This window comes from Cellulosimicrobium sp. BMG9.22 (assembly GCF_059159975.1).
Genome location: NZ_JBZGBY010000013.1, coordinates 36,432 through 62,966 on the forward strand (window position 1 = coordinate 36,432; position 26,535 = coordinate 62,966).

28 protein-coding genes and 1 riboswitch are annotated in these 26,535 nt (G+C 73.4%); of the genes, 12 read left to right on the top strand and 16 right to left on the bottom strand.

The window, feature by feature from the left end; genetic code table 11:
- Positions 1-4 precede the first annotated feature (4 nt).
- Entirely contained in the window at positions 5-1,870 is a 1,866-nt protein-coding gene (locus AC4H2H_RS10675; protein ID WP_494370788.1) for an AAA family ATPase, read from the bottom strand.
- On the opposite strand from AC4H2H_RS10675, the gene AC4H2H_RS10680 reads away from it, so the two are divergent.
- Complete coding sequence (locus AC4H2H_RS10680) at positions 1,821-3,488, top strand: glycosyl hydrolase family 18 protein (RefSeq protein ID WP_494370789.1); 1,668 nt, start codon at positions 1,821-1,823, stop codon at positions 3,486-3,488. The genes AC4H2H_RS10675 and AC4H2H_RS10680 overlap by 50 nt on opposite strands.
- A 171-nt stretch (positions 3,489-3,659) precedes the next feature.
- Here the strand turns inward: AC4H2H_RS10680 and AC4H2H_RS10685 are convergent, their stop codons facing one another.
- From AC4H2H_RS10685 to AC4H2H_RS10695, 3 genes are all read right to left on the bottom strand, one after another.
- Positions 3,660-4,355 carry a phosphatase PAP2 family protein gene (locus AC4H2H_RS10685; RefSeq protein ID WP_494370790.1) on the bottom strand — a complete coding sequence of 232 codons (696 nt, stop codon included), beginning with the start codon at positions 4,353-4,355 and terminating at the stop codon, positions 3,660-3,662.
- Positions 4,355-5,053, bottom strand: a complete 699-nt coding sequence (locus tag AC4H2H_RS10690) for a phosphatase PAP2 family protein (protein ID WP_494370791.1) — start codon at positions 5,051-5,053, stop codon at positions 4,355-4,357. Before AC4H2H_RS10690 ends, AC4H2H_RS10685 begins: the two co-directional genes overlap by 1 nt.
- 95 nt (positions 5,054-5,148) lie before the next feature.
- A complete protein-coding gene (locus AC4H2H_RS10695) occupies positions 5,149-5,544 on the bottom strand; it encodes a RidA family protein (RefSeq protein WP_483774319.1) in 396 nt (131 codons plus the stop codon).
- A 117-nt stretch (positions 5,545-5,661) separates the two neighbouring features.
- Here AC4H2H_RS10695 and AC4H2H_RS10700 point away from each other — a divergent pair, with 117 nt between their 5' ends.
- Together AC4H2H_RS10700 and AC4H2H_RS10705 are read left to right on the top strand one after the other, a co-directional pair.
- Complete coding sequence (locus AC4H2H_RS10700; protein WP_494370792.1) at positions 5,662-6,153, top strand: NUDIX hydrolase; 492 nt, start codon at positions 5,662-5,664, stop codon at positions 6,151-6,153.
- A 9-nt stretch (positions 6,154-6,162) separates the two neighbouring features.
- Positions 6,163-6,459, top strand: a complete 297-nt coding sequence (locus tag AC4H2H_RS10705) for a hypothetical protein (RefSeq protein WP_494370793.1) — start codon at positions 6,163-6,165, stop codon at positions 6,457-6,459.
- Here the strand turns inward: AC4H2H_RS10705 and AC4H2H_RS10710 are convergent.
- The 4 genes from AC4H2H_RS10710 to AC4H2H_RS10725 all read right to left on the bottom strand — a co-directional run bounded on the left by AC4H2H_RS10710 (position 6,444) and on the right by AC4H2H_RS10725 (position 10,355).
- On the bottom strand, positions 6,444-6,584 hold the full coding sequence (locus AC4H2H_RS10710; protein ID WP_494370794.1) for a hypothetical protein: 141 nt from the start codon (positions 6,582-6,584) through the stop codon (positions 6,444-6,446). The two genes, AC4H2H_RS10705 and AC4H2H_RS10710, sit on opposite strands and share 16 nt — an antisense overlap.
- A gap of 184 nt (positions 6,585-6,768) precedes the next feature.
- Positions 6,769-7,515, bottom strand: coding sequence for an SDR family NAD(P)-dependent oxidoreductase (locus AC4H2H_RS10715; protein ID WP_494370795.1), 747 nt, complete (start codon positions 7,513-7,515; stop codon positions 6,769-6,771).
- 157 nt (positions 7,516-7,672) lie between these two features.
- The gene (locus AC4H2H_RS10720; RefSeq protein ID WP_494370796.1) at positions 7,673-8,911 is read right to left on the bottom strand and encodes an acetyl-CoA C-acyltransferase; all 1,239 of its coding nucleotides are present in this window, start codon (positions 8,909-8,911) and stop codon (positions 7,673-7,675) included.
- Positions 8,912-9,113: 202 nt separating this feature from the next.
- Positions 9,114-10,355, bottom strand: a complete 1,242-nt coding sequence (locus tag AC4H2H_RS10725; RefSeq protein WP_494370797.1) for an acyl-CoA dehydrogenase family protein — start codon at positions 10,353-10,355, stop codon at positions 9,114-9,116.
- Between the two features lie 174 nt (positions 10,356-10,529).
- Here AC4H2H_RS10725 and AC4H2H_RS10730 point away from each other — a divergent pair, with 174 nt between their 5' ends.
- Positions 10,530-11,195, top strand: a complete 666-nt coding sequence (locus AC4H2H_RS10730) for a hypothetical protein (protein WP_494370798.1) — start codon at positions 10,530-10,532, stop codon at positions 11,193-11,195.
- 27 nt (positions 11,196-11,222) lie between these two features.
- Here the strand turns inward: AC4H2H_RS10730 and pnuC are convergent, their stop codons facing one another.
- The 3 genes from pnuC to AC4H2H_RS10745 form a co-directional block, all read right to left on the bottom strand.
- Complete coding sequence (pnuC, locus tag AC4H2H_RS10735; protein ID WP_494370799.1) at positions 11,223-11,927, bottom strand: nicotinamide riboside transporter PnuC; 705 nt, start codon at positions 11,925-11,927, stop codon at positions 11,223-11,225.
- A 76-nt stretch (positions 11,928-12,003) separates the two neighbouring features.
- A riboswitch (FMN riboswitch) is annotated at positions 12,004-12,130 on the bottom strand.
- Positions 12,131-12,196: 66 nt separating this feature from the next.
- The gene (locus AC4H2H_RS10740; protein WP_494370800.1) at positions 12,197-12,973 is read right to left on the bottom strand and encodes a TetR/AcrR family transcriptional regulator; all 777 of its coding nucleotides are present in this window, start codon (positions 12,971-12,973) and stop codon (positions 12,197-12,199) included.
- A gap of 62 nt (positions 12,974-13,035) precedes the next feature.
- Complete coding sequence (locus AC4H2H_RS10745) at positions 13,036-14,211, bottom strand: class I SAM-dependent methyltransferase (protein ID WP_494370801.1); 1,176 nt, start codon at positions 14,209-14,211, stop codon at positions 13,036-13,038.
- A gap of 203 nt (positions 14,212-14,414) precedes the next feature.
- On the opposite strand from AC4H2H_RS10745, the gene AC4H2H_RS10750 reads away from it, so the two are divergent.
- The 3 genes from AC4H2H_RS10750 to AC4H2H_RS10760 are packed head-to-tail and all read left to right on the top strand — an operon-like array spanning position 14,415 to position 17,768.
- Positions 14,415-16,280 carry an ABC transporter ATP-binding protein gene (locus AC4H2H_RS10750; protein ID WP_494370802.1) on the top strand — a complete coding sequence of 622 codons (1,866 nt, stop codon included), beginning with the start codon at positions 14,415-14,417 and terminating at the stop codon, positions 16,278-16,280.
- Entirely contained in the window at positions 16,277-17,128 is an 852-nt protein-coding gene (locus AC4H2H_RS10755) for an energy-coupling factor transporter transmembrane component T (protein WP_494370803.1), read from the top strand. The genes AC4H2H_RS10750 and AC4H2H_RS10755 overlap by 4 nt, the downstream gene beginning before the upstream one ends.
- 58 nt (positions 17,129-17,186) lie before the next feature.
- The gene (locus tag AC4H2H_RS10760; protein WP_494370804.1) at positions 17,187-17,768 is read left to right on the top strand and encodes an ECF transporter S component; all 582 of its coding nucleotides are present in this window, start codon (positions 17,187-17,189) and stop codon (positions 17,766-17,768) included.
- A gap of 168 nt (positions 17,769-17,936) precedes the next feature.
- Here AC4H2H_RS10760 and AC4H2H_RS10765 read toward each other — a convergent pair whose 3' ends face one another.
- The 3 genes from AC4H2H_RS10765 to AC4H2H_RS10775 form a co-directional block, all read right to left on the bottom strand.
- Positions 17,937-18,173, bottom strand: coding sequence for a hypothetical protein (locus AC4H2H_RS10765; protein ID WP_494370805.1), 237 nt, complete (start codon positions 18,171-18,173; stop codon positions 17,937-17,939).
- 246 nt (positions 18,174-18,419) lie between these two features.
- Positions 18,420-18,722: a hypothetical protein gene (locus AC4H2H_RS10770; protein WP_494370806.1), complete on the bottom strand. Its 303-nt coding sequence runs from the start codon at positions 18,720-18,722 to the stop codon at positions 18,420-18,422.
- Positions 18,719-19,369 (bottom strand): TetR/AcrR family transcriptional regulator, encoded by a 651-nt coding sequence (locus AC4H2H_RS10775; protein WP_494370807.1) that lies wholly within the window; start codon positions 19,367-19,369, stop codon positions 18,719-18,721. The genes AC4H2H_RS10770 and AC4H2H_RS10775 overlap by 4 nt, the downstream gene beginning before the upstream one ends.
- A gap of 154 nt (positions 19,370-19,523) precedes the next feature.
- On the opposite strand from AC4H2H_RS10775, the gene AC4H2H_RS10780 reads away from it, so the two are divergent.
- The gene (locus AC4H2H_RS10780; protein ID WP_494370808.1) at positions 19,524-21,377 is read left to right on the top strand and encodes an ABC transporter ATP-binding protein; all 1,854 of its coding nucleotides are present in this window, start codon (positions 19,524-19,526) and stop codon (positions 21,375-21,377) included.
- Positions 21,378-21,426: 49 nt separating this feature from the next.
- Here AC4H2H_RS10780 and AC4H2H_RS10785 read toward each other — a convergent pair whose 3' ends face one another.
- Positions 21,427-22,044 carry a hypothetical protein gene (locus AC4H2H_RS10785; protein ID WP_494370809.1) on the bottom strand — a complete coding sequence of 206 codons (618 nt, stop codon included), beginning with the start codon at positions 22,042-22,044 and terminating at the stop codon, positions 21,427-21,429.
- Positions 22,045-22,218: 174 nt separating this feature from the next.
- Between AC4H2H_RS10785 and AC4H2H_RS10790 the strand changes: the two genes are divergently transcribed.
- On the top strand, positions 22,219-22,821 hold the full coding sequence (locus AC4H2H_RS10790; RefSeq protein WP_494370852.1) for a dihydrofolate reductase family protein: 603 nt from the start codon (positions 22,219-22,221) through the stop codon (positions 22,819-22,821).
- Positions 22,822-22,979: 158 nt separating this feature from the next.
- Positions 22,980-23,699: a DUF1963 domain-containing protein gene (locus AC4H2H_RS10795; RefSeq protein ID WP_494370810.1), complete on the top strand. Its 720-nt coding sequence runs from the start codon at positions 22,980-22,982 to the stop codon at positions 23,697-23,699.
- 102 nt (positions 23,700-23,801) lie between these two features.
- On the opposite strand, the gene AC4H2H_RS10800 is transcribed toward AC4H2H_RS10795, so the two are convergent.
- Positions 23,802-24,689, bottom strand: coding sequence for an LLM class flavin-dependent oxidoreductase (locus AC4H2H_RS10800; protein ID WP_494370811.1), 888 nt, complete (start codon positions 24,687-24,689; stop codon positions 23,802-23,804).
- A 63-nt stretch (positions 24,690-24,752) separates the two neighbouring features.
- Here AC4H2H_RS10800 and AC4H2H_RS10805 point away from each other — a divergent pair, with 63 nt between their 5' ends.
- Both AC4H2H_RS10805 and AC4H2H_RS10810 read left to right on the top strand, forming a co-directional pair.
- Positions 24,753-25,052, top strand: coding sequence for a Dabb family protein (locus AC4H2H_RS10805; protein WP_253054032.1), 300 nt, complete (start codon positions 24,753-24,755; stop codon positions 25,050-25,052).
- 163 nt (positions 25,053-25,215) lie between these two features.
- Positions 25,216-26,139 carry an LLM class F420-dependent oxidoreductase gene (locus AC4H2H_RS10810; RefSeq protein WP_494370853.1) on the top strand — a complete coding sequence of 308 codons (924 nt, stop codon included), beginning with the start codon at positions 25,216-25,218 and terminating at the stop codon, positions 26,137-26,139.
- The last annotated feature ends 396 nt before the right edge of the window (positions 26,140-26,535 follow it).

Below are 26,535 nucleotides of genomic sequence, written 5' to 3' on the forward strand. Positions count from 1 at the left end.
CGCACTACCTGACGTACAGATCTTCCAGAGTCACCAGGTGCACGTCCGGGCGATCAACCGCGACCTCCGTCACGTTCTCGTCGAACCCGCTGCGGCTGAAGAGGGTTAGCTGAGCTCCGGCGGCGTCGCGACCGCCGTCCTGGAGGACTGTGCGGATGTGCTCCAGCCGGTGCAGGTCCGAGAGGGTGCGCCGTCTCGTGGTCGACTTGGCTTCTCCGAGGACGACGATCGGCGCCTTCTCGTCGTGCCGGCGTCGGCCGCGTTCGAGGGCGACGACGTCGAGCTCGTGCTGGGAGCGTCCCTTGGCGTCGTTGATGACGGCGGGCCCCACCTCGCCGACCGGGCGTCCCCACCGTTCCCCGGAGAATCGTGCGGTCCAGACACGTGCGAGATGCTCGAAGTGGGGGCCGAGGACGTGCGTGGAGTATGCCTCGGACGCGGCCTTCCACGCGGTACGTACATCACGTTCCTCGAGGAGCGCCCGGTGCGGGTCGATGACCGCTTGGCTGAACCTGATGATGGGGTCGGCCAGATAGTAGAGCGGTCGTTTCCGGGTCAGGACATCGTCGACCCGGAGCAGGAAGCCCGCACTCTCGAGTGTGGCGAGCGGGTACTTGAGCGCGTTGTAGTCGCGACCGACGACGGACCCGATGGCCGTGGGGGAACGATGCCCATCCGCGACGGCCTGCAGCACGCTGTTGTAGACGGCCTTGTCCAGGTTGCGAGGATCCTCGCGCAGGAGGAACGACTTCTCGTTGAAGAGCGCGCTCGCGGGGTTGAGGACCTGACGAGCGAGCCATTGCTCGAGCCCGGTCGCTATGGAGGGCGGTGGCGCGGTCACGAGCTGCTTGTAGCCCGGGGTGCCGCCGAGTATGGCGTCCACGTGGAACGCGACGAGCGGGTCGTCGATGTCCCAGTACTCGCGGGAGGTCCGGTAGTCGAACGATGTCATGCTCAGCTCGAGCTGGGCCCGGCCGCGCAACGGCTTGCTGCCGGCCAGGAGCTCGCGCATCACCGACAGGGACGACCCGCAGAGGACGACCGTCGTCGACGGCAGCTCGAGGTCGTTCTGTGCCTCGTCGTACAGGAGCTGCAGTACAGAAGGGATCTCGGGGGAGTGCGCGAGCAGATACGGAAGTTCGTCGATGACAAGGAGGCGCGGTCGGTGTCGCTGTCGACCGCGTGCGCCACGACGCATCCCCAGGGCGACCCGTAGGCCGGCTTCCCAGTCCTCGAACCTCAGGGTGTCCGGGTCCAGGTCGAGGTCGTCGGCGATGTCGAGAGCGAACTGACGCAGCGCCAGGGGACGATCGAGCTCGCGCGCCTGGTGGTACAGGCCCTCCGGCGAGGCGTGTGCGAGTCGTCGCAGGACGTAGCTCTTGCCGTGGCGCCGACGGCCGGTCACGACACCGATGCGCAGGCCCGCGGCCTCGGTGGCCACGAGGTGCGTGAGGTCATCCCATTCGTGCGTTCGGTCGAACAGGTCGTCTGGGCGCTGGATCTCTGTCACGGAATCATCGCTCCTCGACTCAAGGTAAGTGCAGTTACCGTAACCCGATTTACCATCGATGCCCAGACTCATGGCTACTTGCGCAGAATCGGACACGTCCTCGTCATCCGATCGAGACGGCGATTTTTCGTTCGGACCCTGGCGTAACCCCTGCCTCACAGGTAGGTTGCAGGAGACCGAACAAATCCGGGATCCCCAGCCCGGACCGAAGAGCAACGAGGCCTTCATGACCGATCGATCGACACCCAGCGCGGCCTCCTCGGGCCGTTCGCTCGTCACGACCTCGCCCGGACGGACCGCCCGCTCGCGCGTGGTCGCGACCACCGCCGTCGTCGGCGCGCTCGCGCTGACGACGGCCACCTTCGCGTCGCCCGCCGCGGCGGCGCCGCAGCCCACGGCGAAGCCGGCGCCGTCCGTCGCCGGGCCGTCGGACATCAACGGGTTCCGCAGCGTCGGCTACGTCATGGCCGACTCGCGCGTCACCCGCGACTTCCACGTGGTCGACCTCCTGCGCACCGGCGCGATCGAGGACCTCACGCACATCAACTACGCCTTCGGCAACGTCACCACGGACCTGGTGTGCGACATCGCCGACGTCCCCGGCGAGGGCGACCCGCTCAACGACTTCGTCGCGGAGGTCCCGGCCGCGGACTCCGTCGACGGCAAGGCGGACAAGCCCGGCCAGGCGCTCGCCGGCAACTTCAACCAGCTCAAGAAGCTCAAGGCGGTCAGCCCTGAGACGAAGATCCTCATCTCGCTCGGCGGCTGGACCTGGTCGGACAACTTCTCCGAGGCTGCCTCGACGCCCGAGGGCCGCACGGCGCTCGTCGACTCGTGCCTCGACCTGTACATCGACGGCGACCTGCCGGTCGTCGACGGCAAGGGCGGCCCGGGCGCCGCGGCCGGCATCTTCGACGGCATCGACATCGACTGGGAGTGGCCCGTCACCGGCGGCGAGACGGCGAACGCCCGCCCCGAGGACAAGGAGAACTTCCTGCTCCTCATGGAGGAGTTCCGCACCGCGCTCGACGCGCGCGGCGCGGCGAACGACGAGGACTACCTCCTGACGGCGTTCGCGCCGGCGGGCGGCTGGAACGCCGGCCAGGGCGGCTGGCTCGACCCGCGACTGTTCGCGGTCGTCGACTTCCTCAACGTCCAGGGCTACGACTTCCACGGCGGCTGGGTGCCGAACCAGACGGGTCACCAGGGCAACCTGCACCCCGACGGCACGCAGAACTGGGGACTCGGGCTCGACGGCGCGCTGGGCATGTACGTGAACGCAGGCGCGGACCCGAGCCAGGTCAACGCGGGCCTCGCCGCCTACGGGCACGGCTGGTACGGCGTCGAGGACGGCACGCAGGGCTGGCAGCCCGCCGCGGGCTACGTCGGCACCAAGACGTACGCGCAGCTGCGATCGTTCGACGGCGAGCGGTACTTCGACCCGGAGATCGGCGCGAGCTGGCTCTACGACGGCGACGAGTGGTGGAGCTACGACGACCCCGCGTCCGTCACCGCGAAGGCGGAGTTCGTCGCGACGCAGGGCTATGGCGGCGCGATGTGGTGGGACCTCTCGGGCGACTACCGCAACGAGCTGGGCGACGCGCTGGGCTCGACTCTCCGCGCGGCGACCCCCGGCCCGGGCGTGGCCGACGAGTGCGCGGTGCCGTGGTACGGCACCGGCGTCTACACCCGTGGCGACGTCGTCTCGCACGAGGGCTCGGAGTACTCGGCACAGTGGTGGACCCGCAACCAGGAGCCGGGCGCGAGCAACGCGTGGAAGAAGATCGGTCCCTGCGGCACGGCGCCCGAGGTCGAGGTCGCGGACTGCGCCCCGGCGTGGTCGCGCGAGGCCGTCTACACCGGCGGGCAGACCGTGTCCCGCGCCGGGGTCAACTACACGGCCCAGTGGTGGACGACCGGCGAGCTGCCCGGGTCCGTGACGTGGGGCTCGTGGGACCCGGTGGGTCTGTGCGCGTGAGCTGATCCGCACGACGGCGGCGGGCCCGGTCTCAGGACCGGGCCCGCCGTCGTCGTAGGAGGAGTGCGCAGACCAGCGTTCTACCTCGCGCAACCACGGTTCTATCTCGCGCAACCACGGTTCTACCTCGGGTGGCCAGAGTTCTACCTCGCGTCCGAGCAGGGTTCTCTCTCAGCGGGGAACGCGGGCGTCGCGGCGCAGGTAGTTCCATGCCAGGACGCAGCACGCGATGCCGTTGACGAGCCCGACGACGACGTCCGCCAGGCCGTGGGCCCCGCGGTAGAGCCGGGACAACCCCACCCCGAGCGGCACGAGGCAGCAGAGCACGGTGACGACCGTGCGGAGCGCCGGGTTCGGGATGCGCTGCGCGATGAGGGCGAGGCTGAGGTAGAACGCGGCCGAGGCGCCGGTGTGCCCCGACGGGAAGCTCGACGTCGGCGGCGACTCGTCGAGCCGCTCCACGTCGGGGCGCTCGCGGCCCACGACGATCGACGACGTGAGGAAGATCAGCGCCTGCAGCGCGACGGCGATCGCGGGCACGATCGCGAACCACCACTGCCGGGTACGCCACCAGACCAGCGCGATCGTGAGGAGGGTCCCGCCGATGATGAACTCGGTGGTCCCGATGAGCGAGAACACGTCGGTCACCGCGTCCCAGAAAGGCGTGCGCCGCTCCTCGAACCACCGGTTGAGACCCACCTCGCCCGGGAGGTCGCCGAGCGGACCCGTGATCAGGAAGCCCGTCGCGACGATGAGGATCCACAGCACCGCACCGGGGAGGAAGGCCCGCAGCCCGACGTCGCGCAGCACCTCCTTCGCGCTCGGCCGGGTCGTGTCGATCTCGTAGCGGTGCACGAAGGCGTGCATCAGACCTCGTTCCTTAGGGTGGCGCCGGAGACGCCGGGGGAGCGGGTGGCGGTCCACCCGTGGTAGCCGACGGCGGACGCGCCCGCGACGGCGCCGCCGAAGAGGAGTCCGCCGACGACGTCGGAGGGGTAGTGCGCGCCGAGGAGCACCCGGTCCGCGGCGGTGACGAGGGCGAGTGCCGTCGCGCCGGCGACCACCGCGACGCGGCCGCGCCGGCCGAGCAGCGGCCAGACGAGCACCGTGAGGCTCACCCCGACGGCGGCCGCGTTCATCGCGTGCCCGGAGGGAAAGCTGGAGCCGGGCACGATCGTCACCGCGTCCTCGACGACCGGCCGGGCGCGGTCCACGAGCTCCTTCGCCCCGAGGCCCAGCGCCCATGCGCCCCAGATCGTCCCGGCGGCCCAGGCCGCTCGCGTGCCGAGCCCGTGCCGTCGCCACGCCCAGAGGCACACGCCCATGGCTGCGAGGTTCATCCACCGCGCCGCGAGCACCTCCTGCCCGACGAGCAGCGTGCGCTCGAAGGCCGGGCGCTCGCCCGTGAACCGCGTCGCGGCGGCGACGACCTCGCGGTCTGCGTCGACGACGAGTCCCGACTCGGCCCGGACGAGCCAGGCGAGCACCAGCACCGGGACGGACGCGGCTACCCCGCACACCGCGGCGCGCGCGAGGGCGCGTCGTCGGGTCCGGTGGGCTGGCACCCCCGGACAGTAGCGGGGCGCGACGCCCCACGCCCGAGGAGAGAGGGCGCCGTCGTGCACCGGCCGCGCGCCCTGCCGGGCCGGAGCCCACCGCGTCAGCGCGGGAGGGCGGCCACCGCCTCGATCTCGACGAGAGCGCCGGGGCGCCCGATCCCCACGCGCAGGACGGTCACCGCCGCCGGGTGCGGTCCCCACACCTCGCCGACGACGGCGAAGCCCTCCATGAGGTCGGCATCCGGTGCGAGGTAGATGGCGAGGCGGGCGACGTCCTGCGGCCCGGCGCCGGCCTCCTCGAGCACGGCGAGGACGTTGCGCAGCGCCTGCGCGGTCTGGGCGGCGATGCCGCCCTCGACGATCTCGCCGCTGGCGTCGGTCCCGTTCTGGCCACCGACGTAGAGCGTGCGGCCGGTCTCGACGATCGTGCCCTGCGAGAAGGCGGGGTTCGTGTGCAGCCCGGGCGGGTTGAGGTGCGTGACGGTCGGCGTGGTCATGGTCGTCCCTCCTGCGGTCGTGTCCTGATGGTGCAGCCGACGCTACGCCGACCCCCCGACACGCTGCGGGGGCGGCTCCGACGGGCCGTCCCGGCGCAGCCTGTGTAGGAAGGAGTGGTGAAGCAGTCAGCTGGGATCGTGCTCTACCGCGTGCGCGACGGCGTCGTCGAGGTGCTGCTCGGGCACATGGGCGGGCCGTTGTGGGCACGCAAGGACGCGGGTGGGTGGACGATCCCGAAGGGCGAGGTCGAGCCCGGCGAGGACGGGCTCGTCGCGGCGCTGCGCGAGTTCGAGGAGGAGCTCGGCGTGCCGGCGCCGGAGGCCCACGTGCCGGACCTGGACCTGGGGACCGTCCGGCAGCGGGCCGGCAAGCTCGTGTCGGCGTGGGCACGGGAGGCGGAGCTCGACGTCACGACGATCTCGAGCAACACGTTCGCCCTGGAGTGGCCGCCGCGCTCGGGCCGGATGCAGGAGTTCCCCGAGCTCGACCGGGCCGGGTGGTTCCCGCTCGCCCGGGCGCGGGGCCTCGTCGTCGCGGGGCAGGTGCCCCTGCTCGACCGCCTCGAGGAACGGCTGGGTGTCGCGGACGGCCTCGGCGCAGAGACGTAGGGTCCCACCATGGCGCTGTACCACTACGGGCTGTCGAGGCCGCCCAAGAACCAGCGACGACGCCGTGGGTACGCCGTCGGGGTGCTGCTGCTCTGCGTACCGCTCGCGCCCTTCGTCGTCCTGGGCGCCGTCCAGGGATGGGCGGACGGGGACGTGCCGGGAGCTGCCGTGCTGACGCTGCTCGCCGCGCTGTGCCTCGTCGGCGTCGCCAGCGGGGTGTGGGCGCTCGTCGACTCGTTCCGCAGCAGCGGCGGGAGCGGAGATCCGGAGCAGGTCGACGGCGGTACGGATCAGCCGAGCAGGTAGGGGGCGGCGACGAATCCCGCGGACAGGCCGACGAGCACGACGGCGACGGCGGACAGGTGCGATCGGCGCGCCCGGGCGGTCGCGCGGCGGGCGGTGTGGCCCAGTGTCTCGGTGACGGTGGTCATGACGGTCCTCTCGTCGTGGACGTTCTCCAGGAGGAGAGACCGCGCTCGGCACGATCCATGACGCGGTTTCCGCATGCCGTGACGCGATCTGCGTCACAGCACGGCGTCGAAACCGCGCCGGCCCTGGTGCATCATCGTGCACCAGGGCTCGACGGCTCGCTCGGGCAATCGAGTCAGCGGCGGCTCACCACGCCACGGGCCCGCTCGCGCTGAGGAACATGCCCGACGGCGCGTCGTCGGGCAGCCGGGCGGCCCGGACCACTATCTCGGCCGCCTCCGCGGGCGTCGTGGGTGCCTGCTCGCGGTTGCCGGGCGCGAGGTCCGTCTGGACCCAGCCGGGGCAGACCGACGTCACCTTCACCCGGGACCCGGCGAGGTGCTTCGCGAGCGAGACCGTGACCGCGTTGAGCGCGGCCTTCGAGGCCTGGTAGGCCGGGACGACCATGCCGTAGTACGGCGAGTCGGGGTCCTGCTGGTCGGTGAGCGACCCCATGGTCGACGACACGTTGACCACGCGTCCCGCGGGTGAGCGCTCCAGCAGGGGGAGGAGCTCCTCGATCACGGCCACCGGGCCGAAGACGTTGGTGCGGAACGTGCGCTCGAACACGTCCGCGTCGACGAAGCGCGGTCCGTCCTCGCCGCCTCCCGTCGTCGCCTCGGGCAGGATCCCGGCGTTGTTGACGAGGATGTCGAGGCGGTCGTGACGGGTCGCGACCTCGGCGGCCGCCGCCCGGACGCTCGCCGGGTCGTCGACGTCGAGCGTCACGCCGGTCACGTCGAGGCCCCGGGCGCGCAGCGCCTCGACCTCGACCTCGACGGCGTCCGCTCGACGTCCCGCCAAGATCACCGTCGCGCCCTCGGCCGCGAGCGCCTCCACGACGGCGAGACCCAGCCCGCGTGTGCCGCCGGTGACCAGTGCGATGGACTGCATGTGTTGCTCCTTCGGAGGTGGTGGTGCCGGCGATCGGCCGGCACCACCACTCTCGTCCGGAACTGCAGGGATGTCCGGCGGCCATCGGACATCGCATCGTGGTCCCCGGTCGCCCGGTCGCCCGGTCGCCCGGTCGCCCGCTCGCCCGGTCGCGCCGTCAGGCGCGGAGGATCAGCGCGTCGCCCTGGCCGCCCCCACCGCACAGTGCCGCCGCGCCGACGCCACCCCCGCGCCGCCGGAGCGCGAGCGCGAGGTGCAGCGCGAGCCGGGCGCCCGACGCGCCGACGGGGTGGCCGAGCGCGATCGCGCCGCCGTCGGTGTTGACGACCTCCGCGTCGATCCCCAGGTCGGCGATCGACTGGAGCGCGACCGCCGCGAACGCCTCGTTGATCTCGACGAGGTCGAGGTCCGCGGCGGCGACGCCCTCGCGCTTCACGGCGGCCTCGATGGCGCGGGCGGGCTGGGAGTGCAGGGAGTTGTCCGGCCCGGCGACCTGGCCGGCGGCGCCGATCTCGGCGAGCCAGGTGAGGCCGTTGCGCTTCGCGAAGGCGCGGCTCGCGACCACGACGGCCGCCGCGCCGTCGGACAGCGGGGAGCTCGACCCGGCGGTGATGGTCCCGTCCTTGACGAACGCGGGGCGCAGGCGCTCGAGCGCGTCGAGCGTGGTGTCGGCGCGCACGCCCTCGTCGTGCTCGACGGCGACCGGCTCGCCCCGGCGCTGCGGCACCTCGACAGGCGCGATCTCCTCGGCGAGGCGGCCCGCGTCCCGGGCGTCGGCTGCCCGCTGGTGCGAGCGCAGCGCGAAGGCGTCCTGCTCGGGGCGCCCGATGCCGCGCGTCGCGCAGCCACGGTCGGTGAGCTCGCCCATGACCTCGCCGCTGAACGGGTCGTTCAGGCCGTCGTGCGTGAGCGAGTCGGCCATCGTCACGTCGCCGAACGCGAAGCCCGCGCGCGAGCCCACGACGAGGTGCGGCGCGTTCGTCATCGACTCCTGGCCGCCCGCGACGACGACGCTCGCCTCCCCGGTCCGGACCAGCCGGGCGGCGTCGATGATCGCCGTGAGCCCCGAGAGGCACAGCTTGTTGATGGTCACGGTGGGCACGTCCCAGCCGAGGCCCGCGAGGATCGCGGCCTGGCGGGCCGGGCCCTGCTTGGCGCCCGCCTGGACGACCTGACCGAGGATCACGGTGTCGACCTGCTCGGGAGAGACGCCCGACGCCGCGAGCGCGCCGCGGATCGCGTGCGCGCCGAGCTCGGCCGCCGAGAGCGAGGCGAGCGCCCCGCGGAAGCGTGCGAACGGGGTGCGCGCGCCGTGCAGGAGGACCGAGGTGACCTCGTCCTCGGAGGTGACGGCTCCGCCGTCGGGCACGGTGCGGGTGGTGGCGTCGGTGCTCATGGAGACTCCGTCCGGGGGAAGGGCTGCGGGAGAAGAAGGGCCCCGGCGCCGCGAGGAGGGGCGAGCGGCGCCGGGGAGTCAGGGTGGGTGCCAGGTCGACGCGGACCTCTGTGCCCGACGCGGGGGTACGTCCCCCCGCGGGGTGCACGCGCGTAGGCGCGGTGCGACGGCGCGTAGGCGCGCACGCCGGGGTCCGCGCCGGTCAGGCGAAGGCCGAGACGCCCGTGATGTCGCGCCCGACGATGAGCGCCTGGACCGACTCCGTGCCCTCGTACGTGTGCAGGGCCTCGACGTCCGCGAAGTGCCGTGCGACGCGGTTCCGCAGCAGGATGCCGTTGCCGCCGAGCAGGTCGCGCGCCGTCGCCGCGACCTCGCGGGCGCCGCGCGTGCACGTGTACTTCGCGAGCGAGGCCTGCGGGCCGGTGAGCTTTCCGGCCTCGTCGAGCCGCGTCATCTGCGCGACGAGGAGCTGCAGCTGCGTGACCGTGGAGAGCATCTTCGTGAGGCGCTCCTGGATCATCTGGTTCGCAGCGAGCGGGCGCCCGAACTGCACGCGCTGCTTCGCGTAGGCGACCGCGGACTCGTAGCAGCCCATCGCGTGCCCGACGGCGGCCCACGCCACCCCGAGGCGCGTCGCGAAGAGCACGCGCGAGGTGTCCTTGAACGAGCGCGCGCCCGGGAGGGCGTTCTCGGCCGGGACGAAGACGTCGTCGAGCACGACGTGCGCCTGCCAGATGGCGCGCAGCGACACCTTGCCGGTGATCGTCGTGCCGGTGTACCCGGGGGTGTCCTGCGGGACGACGAAGCCGTGGACCTGGTCGTCGCCGCCCTCACCGACGAGGCGCGCCCACACCACCGTGATGTGGCCCGACGACCCGTTGCCGATCCACTTCTTCTCGCCGTTCAGCACGTAGCCCTCGACGCCGTCGCGGGTCTCCTTGCGCGCCGTCGTCTCGAGCGAGACGGAGTCCGAGCCGTGGGTGGGCTCGGTGAGCGCGAACGCGCCGAGGATCTCCCCGCGCGCCATGGGCTCGGCGTACCGCGCGCGCTGCTCGTCCGAGCCGAGCATCTGGATGCTGCGCAGCGCGAGGCCGCCCTGGACGCCGCAGATCGTCGCGACGGAGCCGTCGCCGCGCGACATCTCCATCGCGGCGAGGCCGGCGGCCAGGAGCGAGACGCGGGGGTGGCCGTCGACGTCGACGCCGTCGCGCAGGAGGTCGAGCTCGCCCATGCGCTTGACGAGGTCGTCCGGGACCTCGGCGCGCTCCCAGTAGTCGTCGATGACGGGCAGGACCTCGTCCTGGACGAACTGCCGCACGCGCTGCTGGTGGGCGCGGTCCTCCTCGGTCGCGTCGGCGAAGGCGCCGGCGTAGTCGAGGTCGAGCGGGGTCACGAGGTCGTAGGTGGGCTCGGTGACGCCGGGCATGATCGGGGTGGTGGGCATCGGTGCTCCCCTGGGAGGGCGGCTGCTGGTCGGTCGAGCGCGATCGTCGGCGACGGCGGTGCCCGGGTGGCGGGCCGACGTCGCCGGCGGTCTTCTCCCATAGTGCAGCGATACCAAGTCTCAGTCAATCTGAGACCCGGTATCGCGGTCCGCTCCCCGCGTAGGGTGCCCCACATGGAACCTGTCGCGGTGCCCTGGGACGACGACGCCTCGGCCGGCGCGTGGATCGCGGAGCGGCTCGGTGACTTCGGGCCGACGGTCGACGGCACGGTGCCGCGCGGGTACGCGGCCTACGTGTGCATCGAGCACCCCGAGCCGGACGACGACATCACGCCCGCCACGCAGACCGACGCCCTCGCCGCGGTGCTCGCTCCGTTCACGGGCGACCAGCCCGTGCACCTCGCGATCTGGACGGGACACCCGTTCCTCTACGACCACGGCGCGGACCCGCGCGCGACGTCGGGCATCTCGCCGTTCTTCTCGTGGCACCCGGACGCACCGCGCCCGAGCGACGCGGAGGTCGAGCAGGCGCTCGCGGAGGCGTGGGAGCAGCTCATCCCGACCCTCACCGAGCGCCCGGCCGCGCCGATGCTCCTGCTCCCGCACCGCGAGTACCACCTGTGGACGGGGACGCTGGCCGACGCGGGCGTGTTCCGGCACCAGGAGCAGCCGCCGAACCTGTGGTGGCCGGAGGACCGGTCGTGGTTCGTCGGGACGGAGATCGACGCGTCGGCCACCTACGTCGGCGGGAGCGACGCGCTCGTCGAGGCGCTGTGCGCGGACGCGACGCTCGGCGCGACCCGGGTCGCGCCGTCGGACCGCATGCTCTACGAGGACTGAGGCCGCGACCTCACGCTCAGCACGAGGTCAGGCGGGCACGCCCGCCGACGCCGCAGCAGCCTCGGCGGTGGCCTGGCGCTTGATGCGCCACCACACGAAGAACCCGACGAGCGTGAACGCGCCGTAGAAGACGTACATGAACGCCGACGCGTAGTACCCGGCGGAGACGAGCAGCGGCACGCCGACGATGTCCACCGCGACCCAGATCAGCCAGAACTCGACCCAGCCCTTCGCCATGCCGTACGTCGCGAGCAGCGAGCCCATGAAGATCCAGGCGTCGGCCCACACGGGCTCGAACGAGCCCATCGCGCGGAAGACGGGCGTGAGCACCGCCGTGCCGACGAGGAGGGCGAGCACGAGGGCGATGCGCTGCCGCGCCGTCGCCCACTGCGGCACGACGCTCACCCCGTGGCTGTCCGCGTCCGCGTCCCCCAGTCGCTGCTGGGTCCGGCGCCACTGCACCCACCCGTACACGGACACGATGACGAACATGACCTGGCGGCCGGCCTGGCCGAGGAGGTTCACGGGGTTGGGCGTCGCGAAGACCGCGCCGAGGAACACCGTGAGCAGCAGCAGGTTGCCGACGATGCCGACCGGCCACGCCCACACCTTGCGCCGCATGCCGCCCAGCGCGGAGGCCAGGCCGAACACGTTGCCCACGATCTCGCGCCACAGCAGGTGCTGGTCGCCGATCGTCAGCTGCGCGTCGAAGAGCGCGTGGATCAGGTCCATCGGTGTTCCCTCGTCGTCCCGGGCGCGACGGACTCCGGGGGCGTGAGGACGGCGCGACAGGGTCACCCGTCGCGCCGCACGTGCTTCCTCCCATCCGGACTTTCACCGTCGGTCCCGGAGTTCCACTAGGTCAACCGCGCGTAGGGCGCGGGTCGCGGACTGTCACCGCCGGCTCGGAATTGCACCGACCCCGGAGCACGTTCGTGCGTACTGCGTGCTGCAACGGTGGATGCTACCGGCACATTCCCGTGCCGGGCGAGGGCCGGCGCTCAGCCCAGGGCGTCGCGGACCGCGCGGGCGACGTCGTCCGCGACCTCGTCGGCGTCCGATCCGGCGTCGACGACGGTCACGACGACGCGGCGCCCGTCGGTGCCGGGTCGCTCGCGCGAGGGGGGCGGACCGGCCGGGGCGGTGACGTCGTCGTCGTGGGCGGAGTACCGCCCGACGGCGGCGCGGCGCAAGTCGGAGAACGCCTCCTCGAGCTGGGGGCGCAGGTCCTGCTCGGGGTTGCGCAGCCAACGGCGCAGGAGCGCGTTGTGGACCGCGACGACGGACGCGGCGAACGCGATGGACGCGGTCGAGCGGCGCGCGTCGGGCGGCAGGGCGTCGCGCAGGTACGCAGTGAAGGCGCGCTCGTAGCGGTGGGTCGTGACGAGCTCGCGGTCGCGCAGCGCGGGCACCTCCTGCAACAGGCGGTGGCGCGCGAGCGACGTCTCGCGCTGGCGGACGTGGTGATCGAACACGAGGCGGGCCGCGCGGCACACCTCGAGGTACGGGTCGACCGTGGGGTCCGGGACGAGGCTCCCGGCGGCATCGGGCCCGGGCCGCGTGGAGGCGAGGAGGACGACCACCTCGTCGAGCAGGAGCTCGTGGTCGGCGAAGATCACGTCCTCCTTGGAGCGGAACCGGCGGAAGAAGGTGGCGCGGCTGACCTGGGCGGCGTCGGCGATCTCCTCGACGGTGGTCTGCTCGTACCCCTGGCGGGTGAAGAGCTCGATCGCTGCGTCGACGGCCTGGGCGTGGGTGCGGCTGCGGACGTCGGTCATGCACGGGACGGTACACCGGTGCCAGGTTCCCGCCCGGGGAGCCGACCGTCGTCGGCCCGGGCTCAGTGGACGAGCCGGTAGAACCGGAAGAACGCGAAGTCGTCGACCGGCAGCACCTCGACGTCCGCGAACCCTGCCTCGAGCGCGTACCGCCGCAGCGTCGCGGGGCGCATGACCGTTCCCGTGCCCACCGAGGGTGGTGACGAGAGCCCGTCGGGCAGGCAGACGAACAAGCTGTACCCGTACATGACCCGGTCGACGTCGTCGGCGGGCGCCGTGAACTCCTGGGCCACCGCCTCGTCCATGACCACGACCACCCCGTCCGGGCGCATCGCGCGCCGCACCGCGTCGAGGACCTCGACCGGGCGCGGCAGGTCGTGCACGCACTCGAAGGCGAACGCCGCGTCGAACGGCCGGCCCGCGGGTTCGACGAGCCCGAGCTCGGCGGCGTCCGCGAGGTGGAACGTCGCCCGGTCGGCGAGCCCGGCCTCCTCGGCCGCGGCTCGGGCCGCCGCGACCGACGGCCGGTCCACGTCGACGCCGTGCACGACGGCGTCCGGGTAGGCGCGCGCGAGGGCGAGCGTCGACCACCCGAACCCGCACCCCACGTCGACGATCCGGGCACCCGGCCGCGACAGCACGTGGTGGACCGACGGCACGCCCGCGAGCGCCGGCGCGAGCCGCTGCTCGAACCACGGCCGGTTGACGTCGGCCTGCGCCTCGCGCGCGTCGTCGCCGAGCTGCTCCCACGACACCCCGCCGCCCGTGCGGTACGCCTCGAGCAGGTGCGGGAGCTGGGGGCCGACCGCGCCGATGAACCGCGCGAGCGGGGCGGAGTACGCGAGCGACGACGTGTCGGTGAGCACCTCCGCGTGCGCGGCGGGCAGGGCGTAGAGGCGCTCGCGGCCCGCCGCCGACGGGTCCGCGACGAGCGCGGGGCCGGCGCCCGGGTCCTCGGCGACGAGGATGCCCGCGGCCGCCTGCTGCTCGAGCCACTCGCGCGCGTACCGCTCGTGCGTGCCGGTGCGCTCGGCGAGTCCGGTCGACGTGACGGGACCGGCGTCGGCGAGGGCCCGGTACCAGCCGAGCCGGTCGCCGACGTGCACCGCGAGCACGTCGATCGCGCCCAGCGTCGCGGTGAAGAGCCGCACGGCGAACGCGTCCGGGGACGTCGGCTCGGCGTCCTCACCGCGGCCGTCGTCCGACGACGGATCTGTGCTCGTGTTCGTGGCGACCATGCGCGCCTCCGCTCGACGTTGGCCGGGCGCCTGCCGGGGGGCAGCGGCGCCCGTGGTTCGACGGTAGACCCGGGCGGGTGCGGCGTCGATGGCAGCGGCGGCTGAAACCGCAGCAGCGACGTGCTGCTCGCGTAGCCTCGGTCCGTCCCGACGAGTTTCGGAGCACGGTTCACTTGAGGTGAGCCTTGCCTTATTCTTGGCGCGTGACCGTGGACAGGCCCGCGCCCGGCGCGTCGTCCGGCGCGTCGCTGCTCGCCGTGCGGGACGTGCGGGTCCGGTACCACGCCGACGAGGGCGCGGCCGTGCGCCCGGCGCGGCCCGACGGCGTCGCGCTCGACGTCCGGCGCGGCGAGGCGGTCCTGCTGCTCGGCCCGTCGGGGTGCGGGAAGTCGACGCTCGCGCTCGCGGCGAACGGCCTCGTGCCGCACGTCGTCGGCGCCGACCTCGAGGGCACCGTGCACGTGGCGGGACGCCTGACCACGGACCACGCCCCGCCCCAGCTGTCGCGCGACGTCGCGATGGTCTTCCAGGACCCCGACGCACAGGTCGTCACCGGGACGGTCCTCGACGAGGTGTGCTTCGGCCCGGAGAACCTGCTCGTGCCGGTCCCGGAGGTGCTCGCGCGTGCCGAGGAGGCGCTGCGCCGCGTCGGGCTGTGGGACCGCCGGGACGACGACCCCGCCGTGCTCTCGGGCGGCGGGCGCCAGCGGCTCGCGATCGCGTGCGCGCTCGCGCTGGGCTCGCCGCTGCTCGTGCTCGACGAGCCCACCGCCAACCTCGACCCCGCCGGTGTCGAAGAGGTCTACGACGTCCTGCGCGAGATCCTCGCGACGGGCGACCGCGGGGTCCTCCTCGTCGAGCACGACCTCGACGCCGCGGTGTCGCTCGTGGACCGCGTCGTCGTGCTCGACGGCGCCGGCCGACTCGCGCTCGACGGGCCGACGCGCGCCGTGCTCGCCGGGGAGGCGGGACGCCTCGCCGCGCTGGGCGTGTGGCTCCCGACCGCGGCTCTCGCCGCGCTGAGGCTGCGTGAGGCGGGCGTCGTGCTCGACCCCGTCCCGCTCACGCCCGCCGAGCTGGCCGCGGCGCTCGACGCCGTCCCGCACCTGCCGGAGCCCGCCGCGTCGGGGCGCGCCACCGCGGCGGGGTTCGGCACCGGTTTCGAGACGGTGTTCTCGGCGGCGGACGACGACGCGACCCGGCGCCCGGCGAGGCGGTCGGGCGAGCCGGCGGTCGTCGTCGAGCACCTGACGTTCCGTCGCGGCCGGGGGCGGCACGCCACGACGGTGCTCGACGACGTGTCGCTGACGATCGGTCGCGGCGAGCTCGTCGCCGTCGTCGGGACGAACGGCGCCGGCAAGACGACCCTCGCGCAGCTCGCCGCGGGCGTGCTGCGTGCGCCGCGGGGCGCGCTCGACGGGACGGTGCGCGTGGCCGGTCTGGACCCGGCCGCCGTCGACCCGCGTGACCTCGCCCAGCACGTGGGGTTCGTCTTCCAGAACCCGGAGCACCAGATGGTCACCGGGCGCGTGGACGACGAGCTCGCGCTCGGGCTGCGCCTGCGCGGCGTCCCGGAGGACGAGGTGGCCGCCCGCGTGGACGACGTGCTGGCGCGCTTCGGGCTCACCGACCTGCGGGACCGGCACCCGTTCCTGCTCTCGGGCGGGCAGAAGCGCCGTCTGTCCGTGGGGACCGCGATCATCTGCCGGCCCGAGGTGCTCGTCCTCGACGAGCCCACGTACGGGCAGGACCGCGAGCGGGCCGCCGAGCTGCTCGACCTCCTCACCGCGCTGCACCGCGACGGCACGACCGTGCTCGTCGTGAGCCACGACATGCAGCTCGTCGCGGAGCACGCGACACGCGTCGTCGCGCTCTCCGGCGGCCGGGTCCTGGCGGACGGCGCACCCTCCGACGTGCTCGGCGACGAGGCCGTGCTGCGCAGCGCGGGCCTGCGCACGCCGCCGCTCGCGCAGGCGACGCGCGCCCTCGTGCACCACCCCGCGTGGCGGTCGGTGACGCGGCTCGCGGACCTGCCGGGCGCCGTCGTGACGGCGGGGGCGTCGGCGTGAGCGCGACGACGGCCGTGCGCCCGGCACCCGGCGCTCGACGCACGACGGGCCCGGAGCGGGGCGGACGTTTCGACGGGCCGGCGTGGGACCTGCGCACCTACGACCCGCTCGTCACGACGCTCGGCCCCCTGCCCGTCGTCGTCTACGTCTTCACGACGCGCGACCTGCTCACGCCCGGGCTGATCGCGCTCGCGGCGCTCGCGACCATCCTCGCGATGGCCCGGCCGTCCCTGCGGGTCGTCGCCGCGCTGCTGCTCGGGCTGCCGCTCCTCGCCGCGGTGATGACCGTGTCGTTCGGCGTGCTCACCGACCCGCGCACGGTCGACGACACGACGCTCGTCGCGACCGTCGGGCCGTTCGAGCTGTGGTCCGGCGCGCTCGCGACCGGCCTGGCGACGAGCCTGCGCACCGTCGCGCTGCTCCTGCTCGTGCTGATCGGCGGGCTCTCCGCGACCGGGCAGGACGTCGTGCGGGCGATGGTGCAGCAGCTGCGCGTGCCGTACCGCATCGGGTACGCGGCGCTCGCGGCGCTGCGCTTCGTGCCGAGGTTCGGCCACGAGCTCGAGGTGATCCGCAGCGCGCACCGCGTCCGCGGGGTCGACCACGGCCGTGGACCGTCCGCGGCGGTGCGGCGCCGCGCCGGGTACGCCGTGCCCCTCCTCGCGGGCGGCATCCGGCACGGCGAGCGCGTGGCGCTCGCGATGGAGGCGCGCGGGTTCGGCGCGCACGCGACGCGCACCGAGCGCGTCCGCGTGCCGTTCCGGGCGCGCGACGTCGTGTTCCTCCTCGCGACGTGGGGCCTCACCGCGATGATCGCCCTCGTCGTCGTCCCTGCGCTGAGTCCCTGACCGGCGTCGCGGACCCACCCGACCTGCCACCCACCGACCTGCACAGACCGGAGCCCTCATGTCGTCGACCGGAACCCGCCAGCGTTCCCTCACCACGCGCTACCTCATGACGTGCGCCGCGATCGGCGCCGCGACGGGCGTGCTGCTCGTCCCCGCGAACTTCGTCGCCGCGACGCTCGCGGTCACCGTCCCCGTCGTCTACGCCGCGATGCTCGGACTGTGGATCGTCGGTCCGGTGCTCGCCCTCGCGCTGGTCCGACGGCCGGGCGCGGCGGTCCTGACCATGCTCGTCGCCGGGGTCATCAGCTCGGCGTCGCCGCTCGGTGCGTCGTCGATCGTCACGTGCCTCATGGTCGGGGCGGCGCTCGAGGTCGCGTTCCTCGTCACGCTCTACCGCGTGTGGTCGCCGTGGCTGTTCTACTCCGCGACGTTCGTCTTCTCCGCGCTGTACACGTGGTCCGCGTTCGTCGCCTTCGACGCCGCGTCCATGACGCCGGTCGTGCAGGTGCTCCTCGTCGTCCTCATGATGGCGAGCGCCCTCGTCGGCACGTGGGCCGGGCTGCTGCTCGCGCGGCGGCTCGAGCGCGCCGGCGTGGCCAGGGGGCTCGCGCCGTCGCGTCGCGTCCCCGCGGCCGTCTGACTACGGCCTGGGCGCGGTGGGGAGGCGCGGTCGGAGGGGCGGCCGTGCCGGGTCTACCATCCGCCCGCTCGTTCCTCGCGGGCTCCCGTCAGACCCGCCACGACCCGGCACGGCCGCCCCTCCGCCCACGCCGCGTGGCTTGGCCGCCCCGCTGCCTACGCGACCGCCTCAGCCGCCCATGAACGCGTTCATCGCGAGGACGGAGAAGAGGACCGCCGCGCCGAGCACCGCGAGCCCGACGAGCCAGCCGTTGGCCCGCTCGACCGGCGGGACGGCGGGCCGGGGGACCGGGTTCGCACCGCGCCGTCGGGCACGCCGCGACGTGAAGCGAGCGCCGCGCGCGGCCGTGCGGGCGGGGGTGTGCTCGGGAGAAGCGGTGTCACGGGCGGGGGTCGGGGTCGTCACGGGGCGCCTCCGGGGTTGGCCGGCGCCGCTGCCCGACGCCGTAGCGCCAGTCTTCCCGTCCGTGCACCCTCCGCGCGTCGCCCGTACGGTGGATCCTGCGGCCCGCCCGCGTGCGACCTCCGGATGACACTCCACGCCTACGCGTGCGCACCGCGCGCACGGACGTACCTCCCTGCGCCGCGCACGCGTCGGCGCGGCGCACGCACGCGTCGGCGCGCCCGATGCGTCGGTGCGGCGCCCGGGCGGTCAGCGGGGGGCGTTCTCCTGGTAGCGCGGTCCGCGCCGTCCTCCGCGCGCGACACGCTGCAGGTAGCGGATCTCCCGCAGCGCGACGGCTGCGGCGATCACGAGCGGGATCCACGCCCACGTCCGCCCGCGCAGCAGCTGCACGACGCAGACGAGCGCGACGACGATCCCCCCGACCACGGTCGCGAGGCTGGCCCAGCGGATGCCCGTACGCGCGTCGCCGGCACGACGCCACCAGTCCCGCACGCGGTCCGCGAGGTTCGCCCGGCCGCCTGGGGGAGTGGCGCCGGCGGGCGCCGTCATGCGGTCCCCGGGGCGTGACGGGCGAGCGCGACGCCCTCGATGCTCCGCACGGCCATGCGCAGGGCGTCGGCGCGGGACATCTCGCCCTCGTCCGCCATGGACCAGGCGTTGAAGAGCATCCACCAGAGCACCCGGACGAGCCACGCGATGCTGAGCTGGTCGTCGACGACGCCGTCCTGCTGGCCACGTCGCAGCAGGTCCCGCACGGGATCCTCGACCTCCTCGGCCTCCGCCCAGAACTCGGGCTCGCCGTCCGACGCCTCGTTGAACATCACCATGTACCACGGTCCGAGGTCGAAGTACTCGAACGCGAGCCGGCGCAGTGCGGCAGCGGGTCCGTCCTCCTCGAGGCGGGCGGCGACGATCGCCGCGCGTGTGCGCTCGACCGCCTCCGCGCCGATCGCCTCGACGAGGTCGGACCGCTCCGGGAAGTAGCGGTGCAGCGTCGTGCGCCCGACGCACGCGGCCTGGGCGACGTCGCCGAGCGACGCGGACTTGTCCGCGCTGAGCACGGTGACGGCGGCGTGGAGGATCGCGCGGCGCGTCCGGGCGCGCGCGCCGCTCTCGGGAGGCGACGGCGTCGTGGCTTCCCCGCTCACCCGAGCCGTGGGGTCGGTGAGGTCTCGCTCGCTCGTTCGTGCCGTCACGCGGCCCACGATAGCCCCGTCGATCGTGGAACACATCTTGCCAGTAGTGGAACATGTATGTTCCACTACTGATATCGCCTGTTCCACGCGATCTCGACTGCGAACTCGTCAACAACAGTTGACACGAGAGAGGATGTCAACCATGGTTGACGGCATGGTCACCACCGACGCCAGCCCGACTCCCGCCCCCGACGCCCCACCGTCCACCGAGGACGCCGCGCCGAAGGGCCTGTTCCTCCCGCGCCTCAAGGTCCTGTGGGCGTTCGTCCGGCCGCACCGCCGCACGCTCCTGCTCGGCCTGGTCCTCGGGCTCGGCACGACCGCCGCGACCCTCGCGACGCCGATGGTCACCAAGTGGGTGCTCGACACCCTCGGCACGGGCGAGTCGCTCACCCCGGCCGTGCTGACCCTCGTCGGGCTGCTGGTCGTGGGGCTCGTGCTCGGCCTGTGGCAGTGGGTGCTGCTCGGCACGCTCGCCGAGCGGGTCGTGCTCGATGCCCGGACGTCCATGGTCAAGCGCTACTTCCGTGCGCGGATCGGCGCGCTCACCGGCCGCCCGACGGGCGAGCTCGTCACGCGCGTCACGTCCGACACCGTGCTGCTGCGCGAGGCGGCGTCGTCGAGCCTCGTCAATCTCGTCAACTTCGCGGTCTCCCTCGTCGGGACGATCGTCCTCATGGGCGTGCTCGACATCGTCCTGCTCGGCACGACGCTCGGCGCGATCGTCGTCATCGCGGTCCTCGTCGGCGGGCTCATGCCCCGCATCGCCAAGGCTCAGGAGAAGGCGCAGGAGTCGCTCGGCAGCCTGGGCGGCACGCTCGAGGGCGGGCTGCGAGCGATCCGCACCATCAAGGCGAGCCGCGCCGAGGGCCGCCAGATCGACCGCGTGCTCGACGACGCGCAGGCCTCCGCGGCGCACAGCGTCCGGACCGTGCGCACCGAGGCCGTCGCGTGGACCATCGCGGGCGGCGGCATCCAGCTCGCGATCATCGTCATCCTCGCGCTCGGCGCGTGGCGCGTGGACGAGGGGCTGCTCGCCGTGTCGAGCCTCGTCGCGTTCCTGCTCTACGCGTTCCAGATCGTCGAGCCCGTCACCGGTCTCACCATGAACGTCACGCAGCTCCAGGCCGGCATCGCCGCGGCCGGGCGCATCAGCGAGATCCAGGCCATCGAGCCGGAGGAGGACCTGGTCGGCGACGACCCCCGCGCGGTCGAGGCCGCCGCACCCGGGCGAGCGACGTCGTCGGGCCCGGGCGCTGCGCCGCGGCTGACGTTCGACGGCGTCACGGCGCGCTACCGACCGGGCGGCGAGCCCGTCGTGCGCGGCCTCGACCTCGAGGTGCCCCGGCGCGGGCAGGTGGCGATCGTCGGGCCGTCGGGCGCGGGCAAGACGACGACGTTCTCGCTGCTCCTGCGGTTCCTCCAGCCGGAGTCCGGGCGCATCCTGCTCGACGGCGTCCCGTACGACGACCTGACGTTCGACGACGTCCGGCGCCGCATCGCGTACGTCGAGCAGGAGACGCCGGTCGTGCCGGGCACGATCCGGGAGAACCTGCAGCTCGCCGAGCCCGGCGCGAGCGAGGAGGACATGTGGGCGGCGCTCGCGAAGGTCCGGCTCGACGCGAAGGTCCGCTCGCTCGAGGACGGCCTCGACACGTCGCTCGTCGGGACGACCGTCTCCGGCGGCGAGCGCCAGCGCGTGGCCCTCGCGCGCGCCGTCCTGCACACGCCCGACGTGCTGCTGCTCGACGAGGCGACCGCCCAGGTCGACGGCCTCACCGAGGCCGCCGTGCACGCGGTCATCGAGGACCTCGCCCGCGAGCGCGCGGTCGTGACGATCGCGCACCGCCTGTCCACCGTGATCGACGCCGATCTCATCCTCGTCATGGAGGACGGCCGCATCCGCGCCCGCGGCACGCACGCCGAGCTGCTCGCCACGGACGAGCTCTACCGCGAGCTCGTCGCCGCGCTGCGCATCGCGACGCACGAGGCCCCGCTGCCGAGGTAGAACCCTGGTCGCCGACGTAGAACCGTGGTAGCGCGAGGTAGAACCGTGGTCAGCCGATCGCCGGCGACACGCTCACCCCGCTCTCGACGACCACGGGGAAGCCGACGTCGTCGGTCAGCTGCTCGCCGAGCCGGTCCTCCTGCGCTGGCGTGAGCTCCTTCTCGATGCCGATCTCGACGCCGCTCCCGTCGACGCTCGCGCCGCCCATGGTGAGGGGGCCGTGCGCCGTCCCCGACTCGAACAGGGCGAGCACCGCCGCCTGCAGGTCCCCCGGGAGGTACGGCGTCTGCACGACCTCGACCGGCGTGTCCCCGGCGAGCTCGGCGAGGCCCTCGGGCGGGTCGCCGTGCCAGTACAGGACCAGGCCGTCGCCGCCCTCGGGGAGCGCGAGGTTCCCGAACCGCGGGTCGGCCCCGTACGTGTCGTGGATCGCGTCTGAAGCGTTCGCCGAGCCGTTCGAGCGTGGAGCGTGGTCGAGCTGGTCGAGCAGCTCTTGCTCGAACGCGTCGTCGACGCCCGGGTCGGGGACGAGCGTCGCAGGCGACCCCGGGTCGGCGGGTGCCAGGAGCGGCTCCATCCCGTCCGGGACCTCGTCCTGGGCGCACGCCGCTGCGCACAGGAGCGTCGCCGCGACGAACACTGCGCGCATCGAACGCGTCCGTGCCATGGTGCCTCCTCGCCGGCCGTGGGTCGTCCTCTCGTAGAGCCTGTGTCGCGGCCGCCGCGGTCCTTGCCGCAGACCCGCGGCGCCGATGAGTTCGCGGTGCGCGCGCGGTCGGACGTGTCGGCAGTGGTGGACGACGGCGGTCCCGTGCGCGGGACTGCGGAGGGTGAGGGCGGCATGGGGAACGTGACGTGCGACGTGACGGTGTCGGTGGACGGGTTCTCGTCCAGGCCGGACCAGACGCAGGAGCACCCGTTCGGGGAGGGTGTGGACCTCCACCGGTGGATGTTCGAGACGGCCGACGAGAACGCCGCGGAGCTCGAAGCGATCCTCGCTGCGGGCGCGTACGTCATGGGGCGCAACATGTTCACGCCGGGCCGGGGCGAGTGGGACCTCGACTGGCGCGGATGGTGGGGACCGGAGCCGCCGTACCACGGGCCCGTGTTCGTCATCACCCACCACCCGCGCGAGCCGCTCGTCATGGAGGGCGGGACGACGTTCCACTTCGTCACGGACGGCATCGAGTCCGCCGTCGCCCAGGCGCGCGAGGCGGCGGGGGAGAAGGACGTCTCGATCGCCGGCGGTGCCGCGACGATCAACCAGGCGCTCGCTGCCGGCCTGCTCGACGAGCTGCGGCTGCACGTCGTGCCGCAGGTCCTCGGCCACGGGGACCGCGTGCTCGACGGCGTCCCGCCCCTCGCGCTCGAGACCGTCGCCGCGCGCGCGGCCTCGCTCGTCACGCACGTCACGTACGGGGTCCTCGGGCCGCTCAGCGCGTGAGGAGCCGTGCCAGCAGCGCGACGGCGGTGCTCGCCACCGCCGGCCCGGCGCCGCCCGTGGCCCCCTCGTCGTCGGTGGGACGGGGGCCCGTGAACGAACGTCCTTGTCAAGTGTCCCGTCATGTCGGGGTTGTGGGCCCTCGGGGCTAGTCTGCGACGATGGATCTTTTCCGTGACCAGGCCCGCGACATGGGCATCCCGCACGACGAGGTCGAGCGATACCTGGAAGCGACCGTCCGCCCGTGCGCGATTCTGGGCACCCACCCGCAGGCTGGTGCCGCCGTGGTCGGACAGCTCGGCGGGCAGCCGTCGATACCCGACGGTGAGCTCGTGCCGGACCTGCCGTTCGTCGCCTCGATCGACCTCGCGGCGATCCCCCACGACGCGACGGACCTCCCGCTGCCGGCGGACGGCAGGCTCTACTTCTTCGCGGACACCTCCGACATGGCGCCGATGATCTCCCGTGATTGGGCCCGGCTCGTCCACGTCCCGGCCGGCAGCACCGGTCGCGCGCACGGCACCGACGATCGACCGCCCTCGGGACGCGATCTCCATCTGGCGATCAACCCCTCGCTGCCCAACCAGGTCGCCGACTCCGAGGAGTTCCCGCACCTTGAAGAGCTGCGCACGGTGTGGTGGGACTTTGGCGACGAGATGCAGACGTCCGGATCGGTGCAGATCGGTGGCTACCCCTGGGTCTGGAACAACGATCCCACCACGGACCGTGACCACATCCATGGCCCCGGTGACTGGGTGCTGCTCGCGGAGTTCTCGCCGGACGAGGATGATCTTCTCGGCAAGGTCCACTGGGTGATCCGCCGCGACGACCTGGCCGCTGGCCGGTTCACCGAGGCACGGGTCTACTTCGACATCAGCTGACGTCCGCCACATGGAGTCGTGCCTTTCGGCCACATTCCGGCCGCCGACGTCGCAGAGGCCTGACCGGAACCCGTCCCCAGGTCCAGCACATCGGTGCGACACCTAGGCGACCTGGCGGGCGCCCTCGGTCGCGATGCGCTCGAACACGCGCTCGTCGGTGGCGAACTGCGTGCCGGGGATCGGCCAGTGCACGACGATCTCCGTGATGCCGACCTCCGCGTACGCGAGCGCGGTCTCGACGAACGCGTCGACCGACTCCAGCGCGGGGTCGGGTGTGAACCCGGTGAGCAGGATCCGCTCTACGGTCGACGGGTCGCGCCCGGCGTCGTCGCACGCCGCCTCGAGCCGCTCGACCTGGCCGCGGACGGCCGCGCGGGACTGGCTGGGGGTCGCGTCCTCGCCGAGGTGACCGTCGCCGGTCGTGACCCACGACTGCCCGTAGCGGGCGGCGAGCCGCAGGCCGCGCGGACCCGTCGCGGCGATCGCGAACGGCACGCGGGGTGACTGGACCGGCCCGGGTATGGTCCGGGCCTCGTGCGCGCGGTAGTGGCCGTCGTCGTGCGTGACCGCGGGCTCGGTGAGGAGCCGGTCGAGCAGCACGGTGAAGTCGGCCAGCCGGTCCGCCCGCTCACCCGCCGACCACGGCTCGCCGCCGAGCACCGTGGCGTCGAAGCCCGTCGTCCCGGCGCCGAGGCCGACGGTGATCCGTCCGCCCGACAGGTCGTCGAGCGTCATGACGTCCTTCGCGAACGTCACCGGCTCGCGGAAGTTCGGCGACGACACGAGCGTCCCCAGCCGCACACGCTCGGTCACGCTCGCCGCGGCTGCGAGCGTCGGCACGGCACCGAACCACGGACCGTCGCGGAACGACCGCCACGACAGGTGGTCGTAGGTGTACGCGGCGTGGAACCCGAGGTCGTCGGCGCGCCGCCACACGTCCCGGCCCTCGCGCCACGGGTAGATCGGCAGGATCACTGTGCTCACGCGCATGGCAGCGACCCTATGGCCGCGCGCCGCGCCGGGCGATCCAGCGCGTGCACCTAGGGTGTCGGTGTGATCCAGCACACCGTCGCCTTCCGCCTCGTCCACCCCGCCGGCAGCGCCGAGGAGGCCGAGTTCCTCGGCACCGCGCGCCGCACGCTCACCGCGATCCCGGGCGTCAGGGACTTCACCGTGTCGCGCCAGGTGAGCGCGAAGAGCCCGCTGACGTTCCAGTTCTCCATGGTGTTTGACGACGACGCCGCGTACGCCGCGTACGACGCCCACCCCGACCACCGCGGCTTCGTCGCCGACCGCTGGGTTCCCGAGGTCGCCGAGTTCCAGGAGCTCGACCTCGTGCCGCTCGCGGACTGACTGCGCCTTCGACGCCGAGGTAGAGGCGTGGTCACGACCAGGCCTCTACCTCGGTGGACCAGGCCTCTACCTCGGCGGACCAGGGTTCTCTCTCGGCGGACCACGGTTCTGCCTCGGCACCGGGAGCGGGTGTGCGGTGTGGCAGGGTGACGGCATGACCCAGATCGACCTGCGCATCTTCACCGAGCCCCAGCAGGGCGCCTCCTACGACGACCTCCTGGCCGTCGCGAAGGCGACCGAGGACCTCGGGTTCGACGCCTTCTTCCGCTCCGACCACTACCTCGTGATGGGCGACGGCGACGGGCTTCCCGGCCCGACCGACGCCTGGACGACCCTCGCCGGCCTGGCCCGCGAGACGAGCCGGATCCGCCTCGGCACGCTCGTGTCGTCGGCGACGTTCCGCCACCCGGGCGTGCTCGCGATCCAGGTCGCGCAGGTCGACCAGATGTCCGGCGGGCGCGTGGAGCTCGGCCTGGGCGCCGGCTGGTTCGCGCGCGAGCACGAGGCGTACGGCATCCCGTTCCCCCAGAAGCGGTTCGGCATCCTCGAGGAGCAGCTCGCGGTGATCACGGGGCTGTGGGAGACGCCTGCCGGCGAGACCTTCACCTTCAGCGGCGAGCACTACACGCTCAAGGACTCCCCGGCGCTGCCCAAGCCTGCCCAGGGCCGTGTCCCCGTGATCGTCGGCGGTCATGGCCCGCGCCGCACCCCGGCGCTCGCGGCCCGCTACGCGAGCGAGTTCAACGCCGCGTTCCCCGACCCGGGTGTGCTGCCCGACCGCTTCGAGAACGTCCGTGCCGCGTGCCTCGACGCCGACCGCGACCCCGACTCGCTCGTCTACTCGGCCGCGTTCGTCGTGGCGGTCGGCAAGGACGAGGCCGAGTTCCGCCGTCGGGCCGACGCGATCGGGCGTGAGCCCGACGAGGTGCGCCGCAACGGTCTCGCCGGGACCGTCGGCGAGGTCGCCGACAAGATCGCCGCCGCGGCGGAGCAGGGCGCCACCCGCTTCTACCTCCAGGTGCTCGACCTCCACGACCTCGACCACCTCGAGCTCATCGCGAGCGAGGTCGTGCCGCAGCTTCCCTGAGCGCACCGCCCGATCCCGGGCAGCACCCCGACGGCGCGCGGCGTGTCCAGCAGGCGGACACGCGGCGCGCCGTCGTCGTGAATTCTCGGTTTCCGCGCGTGAACGGGTCGTTTCCGGCTCGTGCGCAGGACTCCCCGGGTGAGCGTTCCCGCTGGCCGGTGCGCCGTCGTCGGACGCGTCCGGGACCCGCGTAGCGCCAACGATCCGGCCGGAACCCGCGGCGGCGAGCCGCGCCCGTGACCGCTCGTTCACGTGCGAGGTGCCGTCCGGCGGCCCGCGACACGGGCCGGCGGTTCACCCGTGACACCACGGCCCGGCGCGGTTACGTTCGGCGCAGACGACGAGGTGGCCCGCTCCCGAGCGGGTCACCTCGACCTGTCTCCAGGGTCGCCGGCC

Excerpts from the sequence above, each read along its gene's own strand:
- AC4H2H_RS10685 (WP_494370790.1), bottom strand. The coding sequence starts at position 4,355 with ATGCACGCCTTCGTGCACCGCTACGAGATCGACACGACCCGGCCGAGC.
- AC4H2H_RS10695 (WP_483774319.1), bottom strand. The coding sequence starts at position 5,544 with ATGACCACGCCGACCGTCACGCACCTCAACCCGCCCGGGCTGCACACG.
- AC4H2H_RS10705 (WP_494370793.1), top strand. The coding sequence starts at position 6,163 with ATGGCGCTGTACCACTACGGGCTGTCGAGGCCGCCCAAGAACCAGCGA.
- AC4H2H_RS10710 (WP_494370794.1), bottom strand. The coding sequence starts at position 6,584 with ATGACCACCGTCACCGAGACACTGGGCCACACCGCCCGCCGCGCGACC.
- AC4H2H_RS10715 (WP_494370795.1), bottom strand. The coding sequence starts at position 7,515 with ATGCAGTCCATCGCACTGGTCACCGGCGGCACACGCGGGCTGGGTCTC.
- AC4H2H_RS10720 (WP_494370796.1), bottom strand. The coding sequence starts at position 8,911 with ATGAGCACCGACGCCACCACCCGCACCGTGCCCGACGGCGGAGCCGTC.
- AC4H2H_RS10725 (WP_494370797.1), bottom strand. The coding sequence starts at position 10,355 with ATGCCCACCACCCCGATCATGCCCGGCGTCACCGAGCCCACCTACGAC.
- AC4H2H_RS10730 (WP_494370798.1), top strand. The coding sequence starts at position 10,530 with ATGGAACCTGTCGCGGTGCCCTGGGACGACGACGCCTCGGCCGGCGCG.
- pnuC (WP_494370799.1), bottom strand. The coding sequence starts at position 11,927 with ATGGACCTGATCCACGCGCTCTTCGACGCGCAGCTGACGATCGGCGAC.
- AC4H2H_RS10740 (WP_494370800.1), bottom strand. The coding sequence starts at position 12,973 with ATGACCGACGTCCGCAGCCGCACCCACGCCCAGGCCGTCGACGCAGCG.
- AC4H2H_RS10745 (WP_494370801.1), bottom strand. The coding sequence starts at position 14,211 with ATGGTCGCCACGAACACGAGCACAGATCCGTCGTCGGACGACGGCCGC.
- AC4H2H_RS10760 (WP_494370804.1), top strand. The coding sequence starts at position 17,187 with ATGTCGTCGACCGGAACCCGCCAGCGTTCCCTCACCACGCGCTACCTC.
- AC4H2H_RS10770 (WP_494370806.1), bottom strand. The coding sequence starts at position 18,722 with ATGACGGCGCCCGCCGGCGCCACTCCCCCAGGCGGCCGGGCGAACCTC.
- AC4H2H_RS10780 (WP_494370808.1), top strand. The coding sequence starts at position 19,524 with ATGGTCACCACCGACGCCAGCCCGACTCCCGCCCCCGACGCCCCACCG.
- AC4H2H_RS10785 (WP_494370809.1), bottom strand. The coding sequence starts at position 22,044 with ATGGCACGGACGCGTTCGATGCGCGCAGTGTTCGTCGCGGCGACGCTC.
- AC4H2H_RS10790 (WP_494370852.1), top strand. The coding sequence starts at position 22,219 with ATGGGGAACGTGACGTGCGACGTGACGGTGTCGGTGGACGGGTTCTCG.
- AC4H2H_RS10795 (WP_494370810.1), top strand. The coding sequence starts at position 22,980 with ATGGATCTTTTCCGTGACCAGGCCCGCGACATGGGCATCCCGCACGAC.
- AC4H2H_RS10800 (WP_494370811.1), bottom strand. The coding sequence starts at position 24,689 with ATGCGCGTGAGCACAGTGATCCTGCCGATCTACCCGTGGCGCGAGGGC.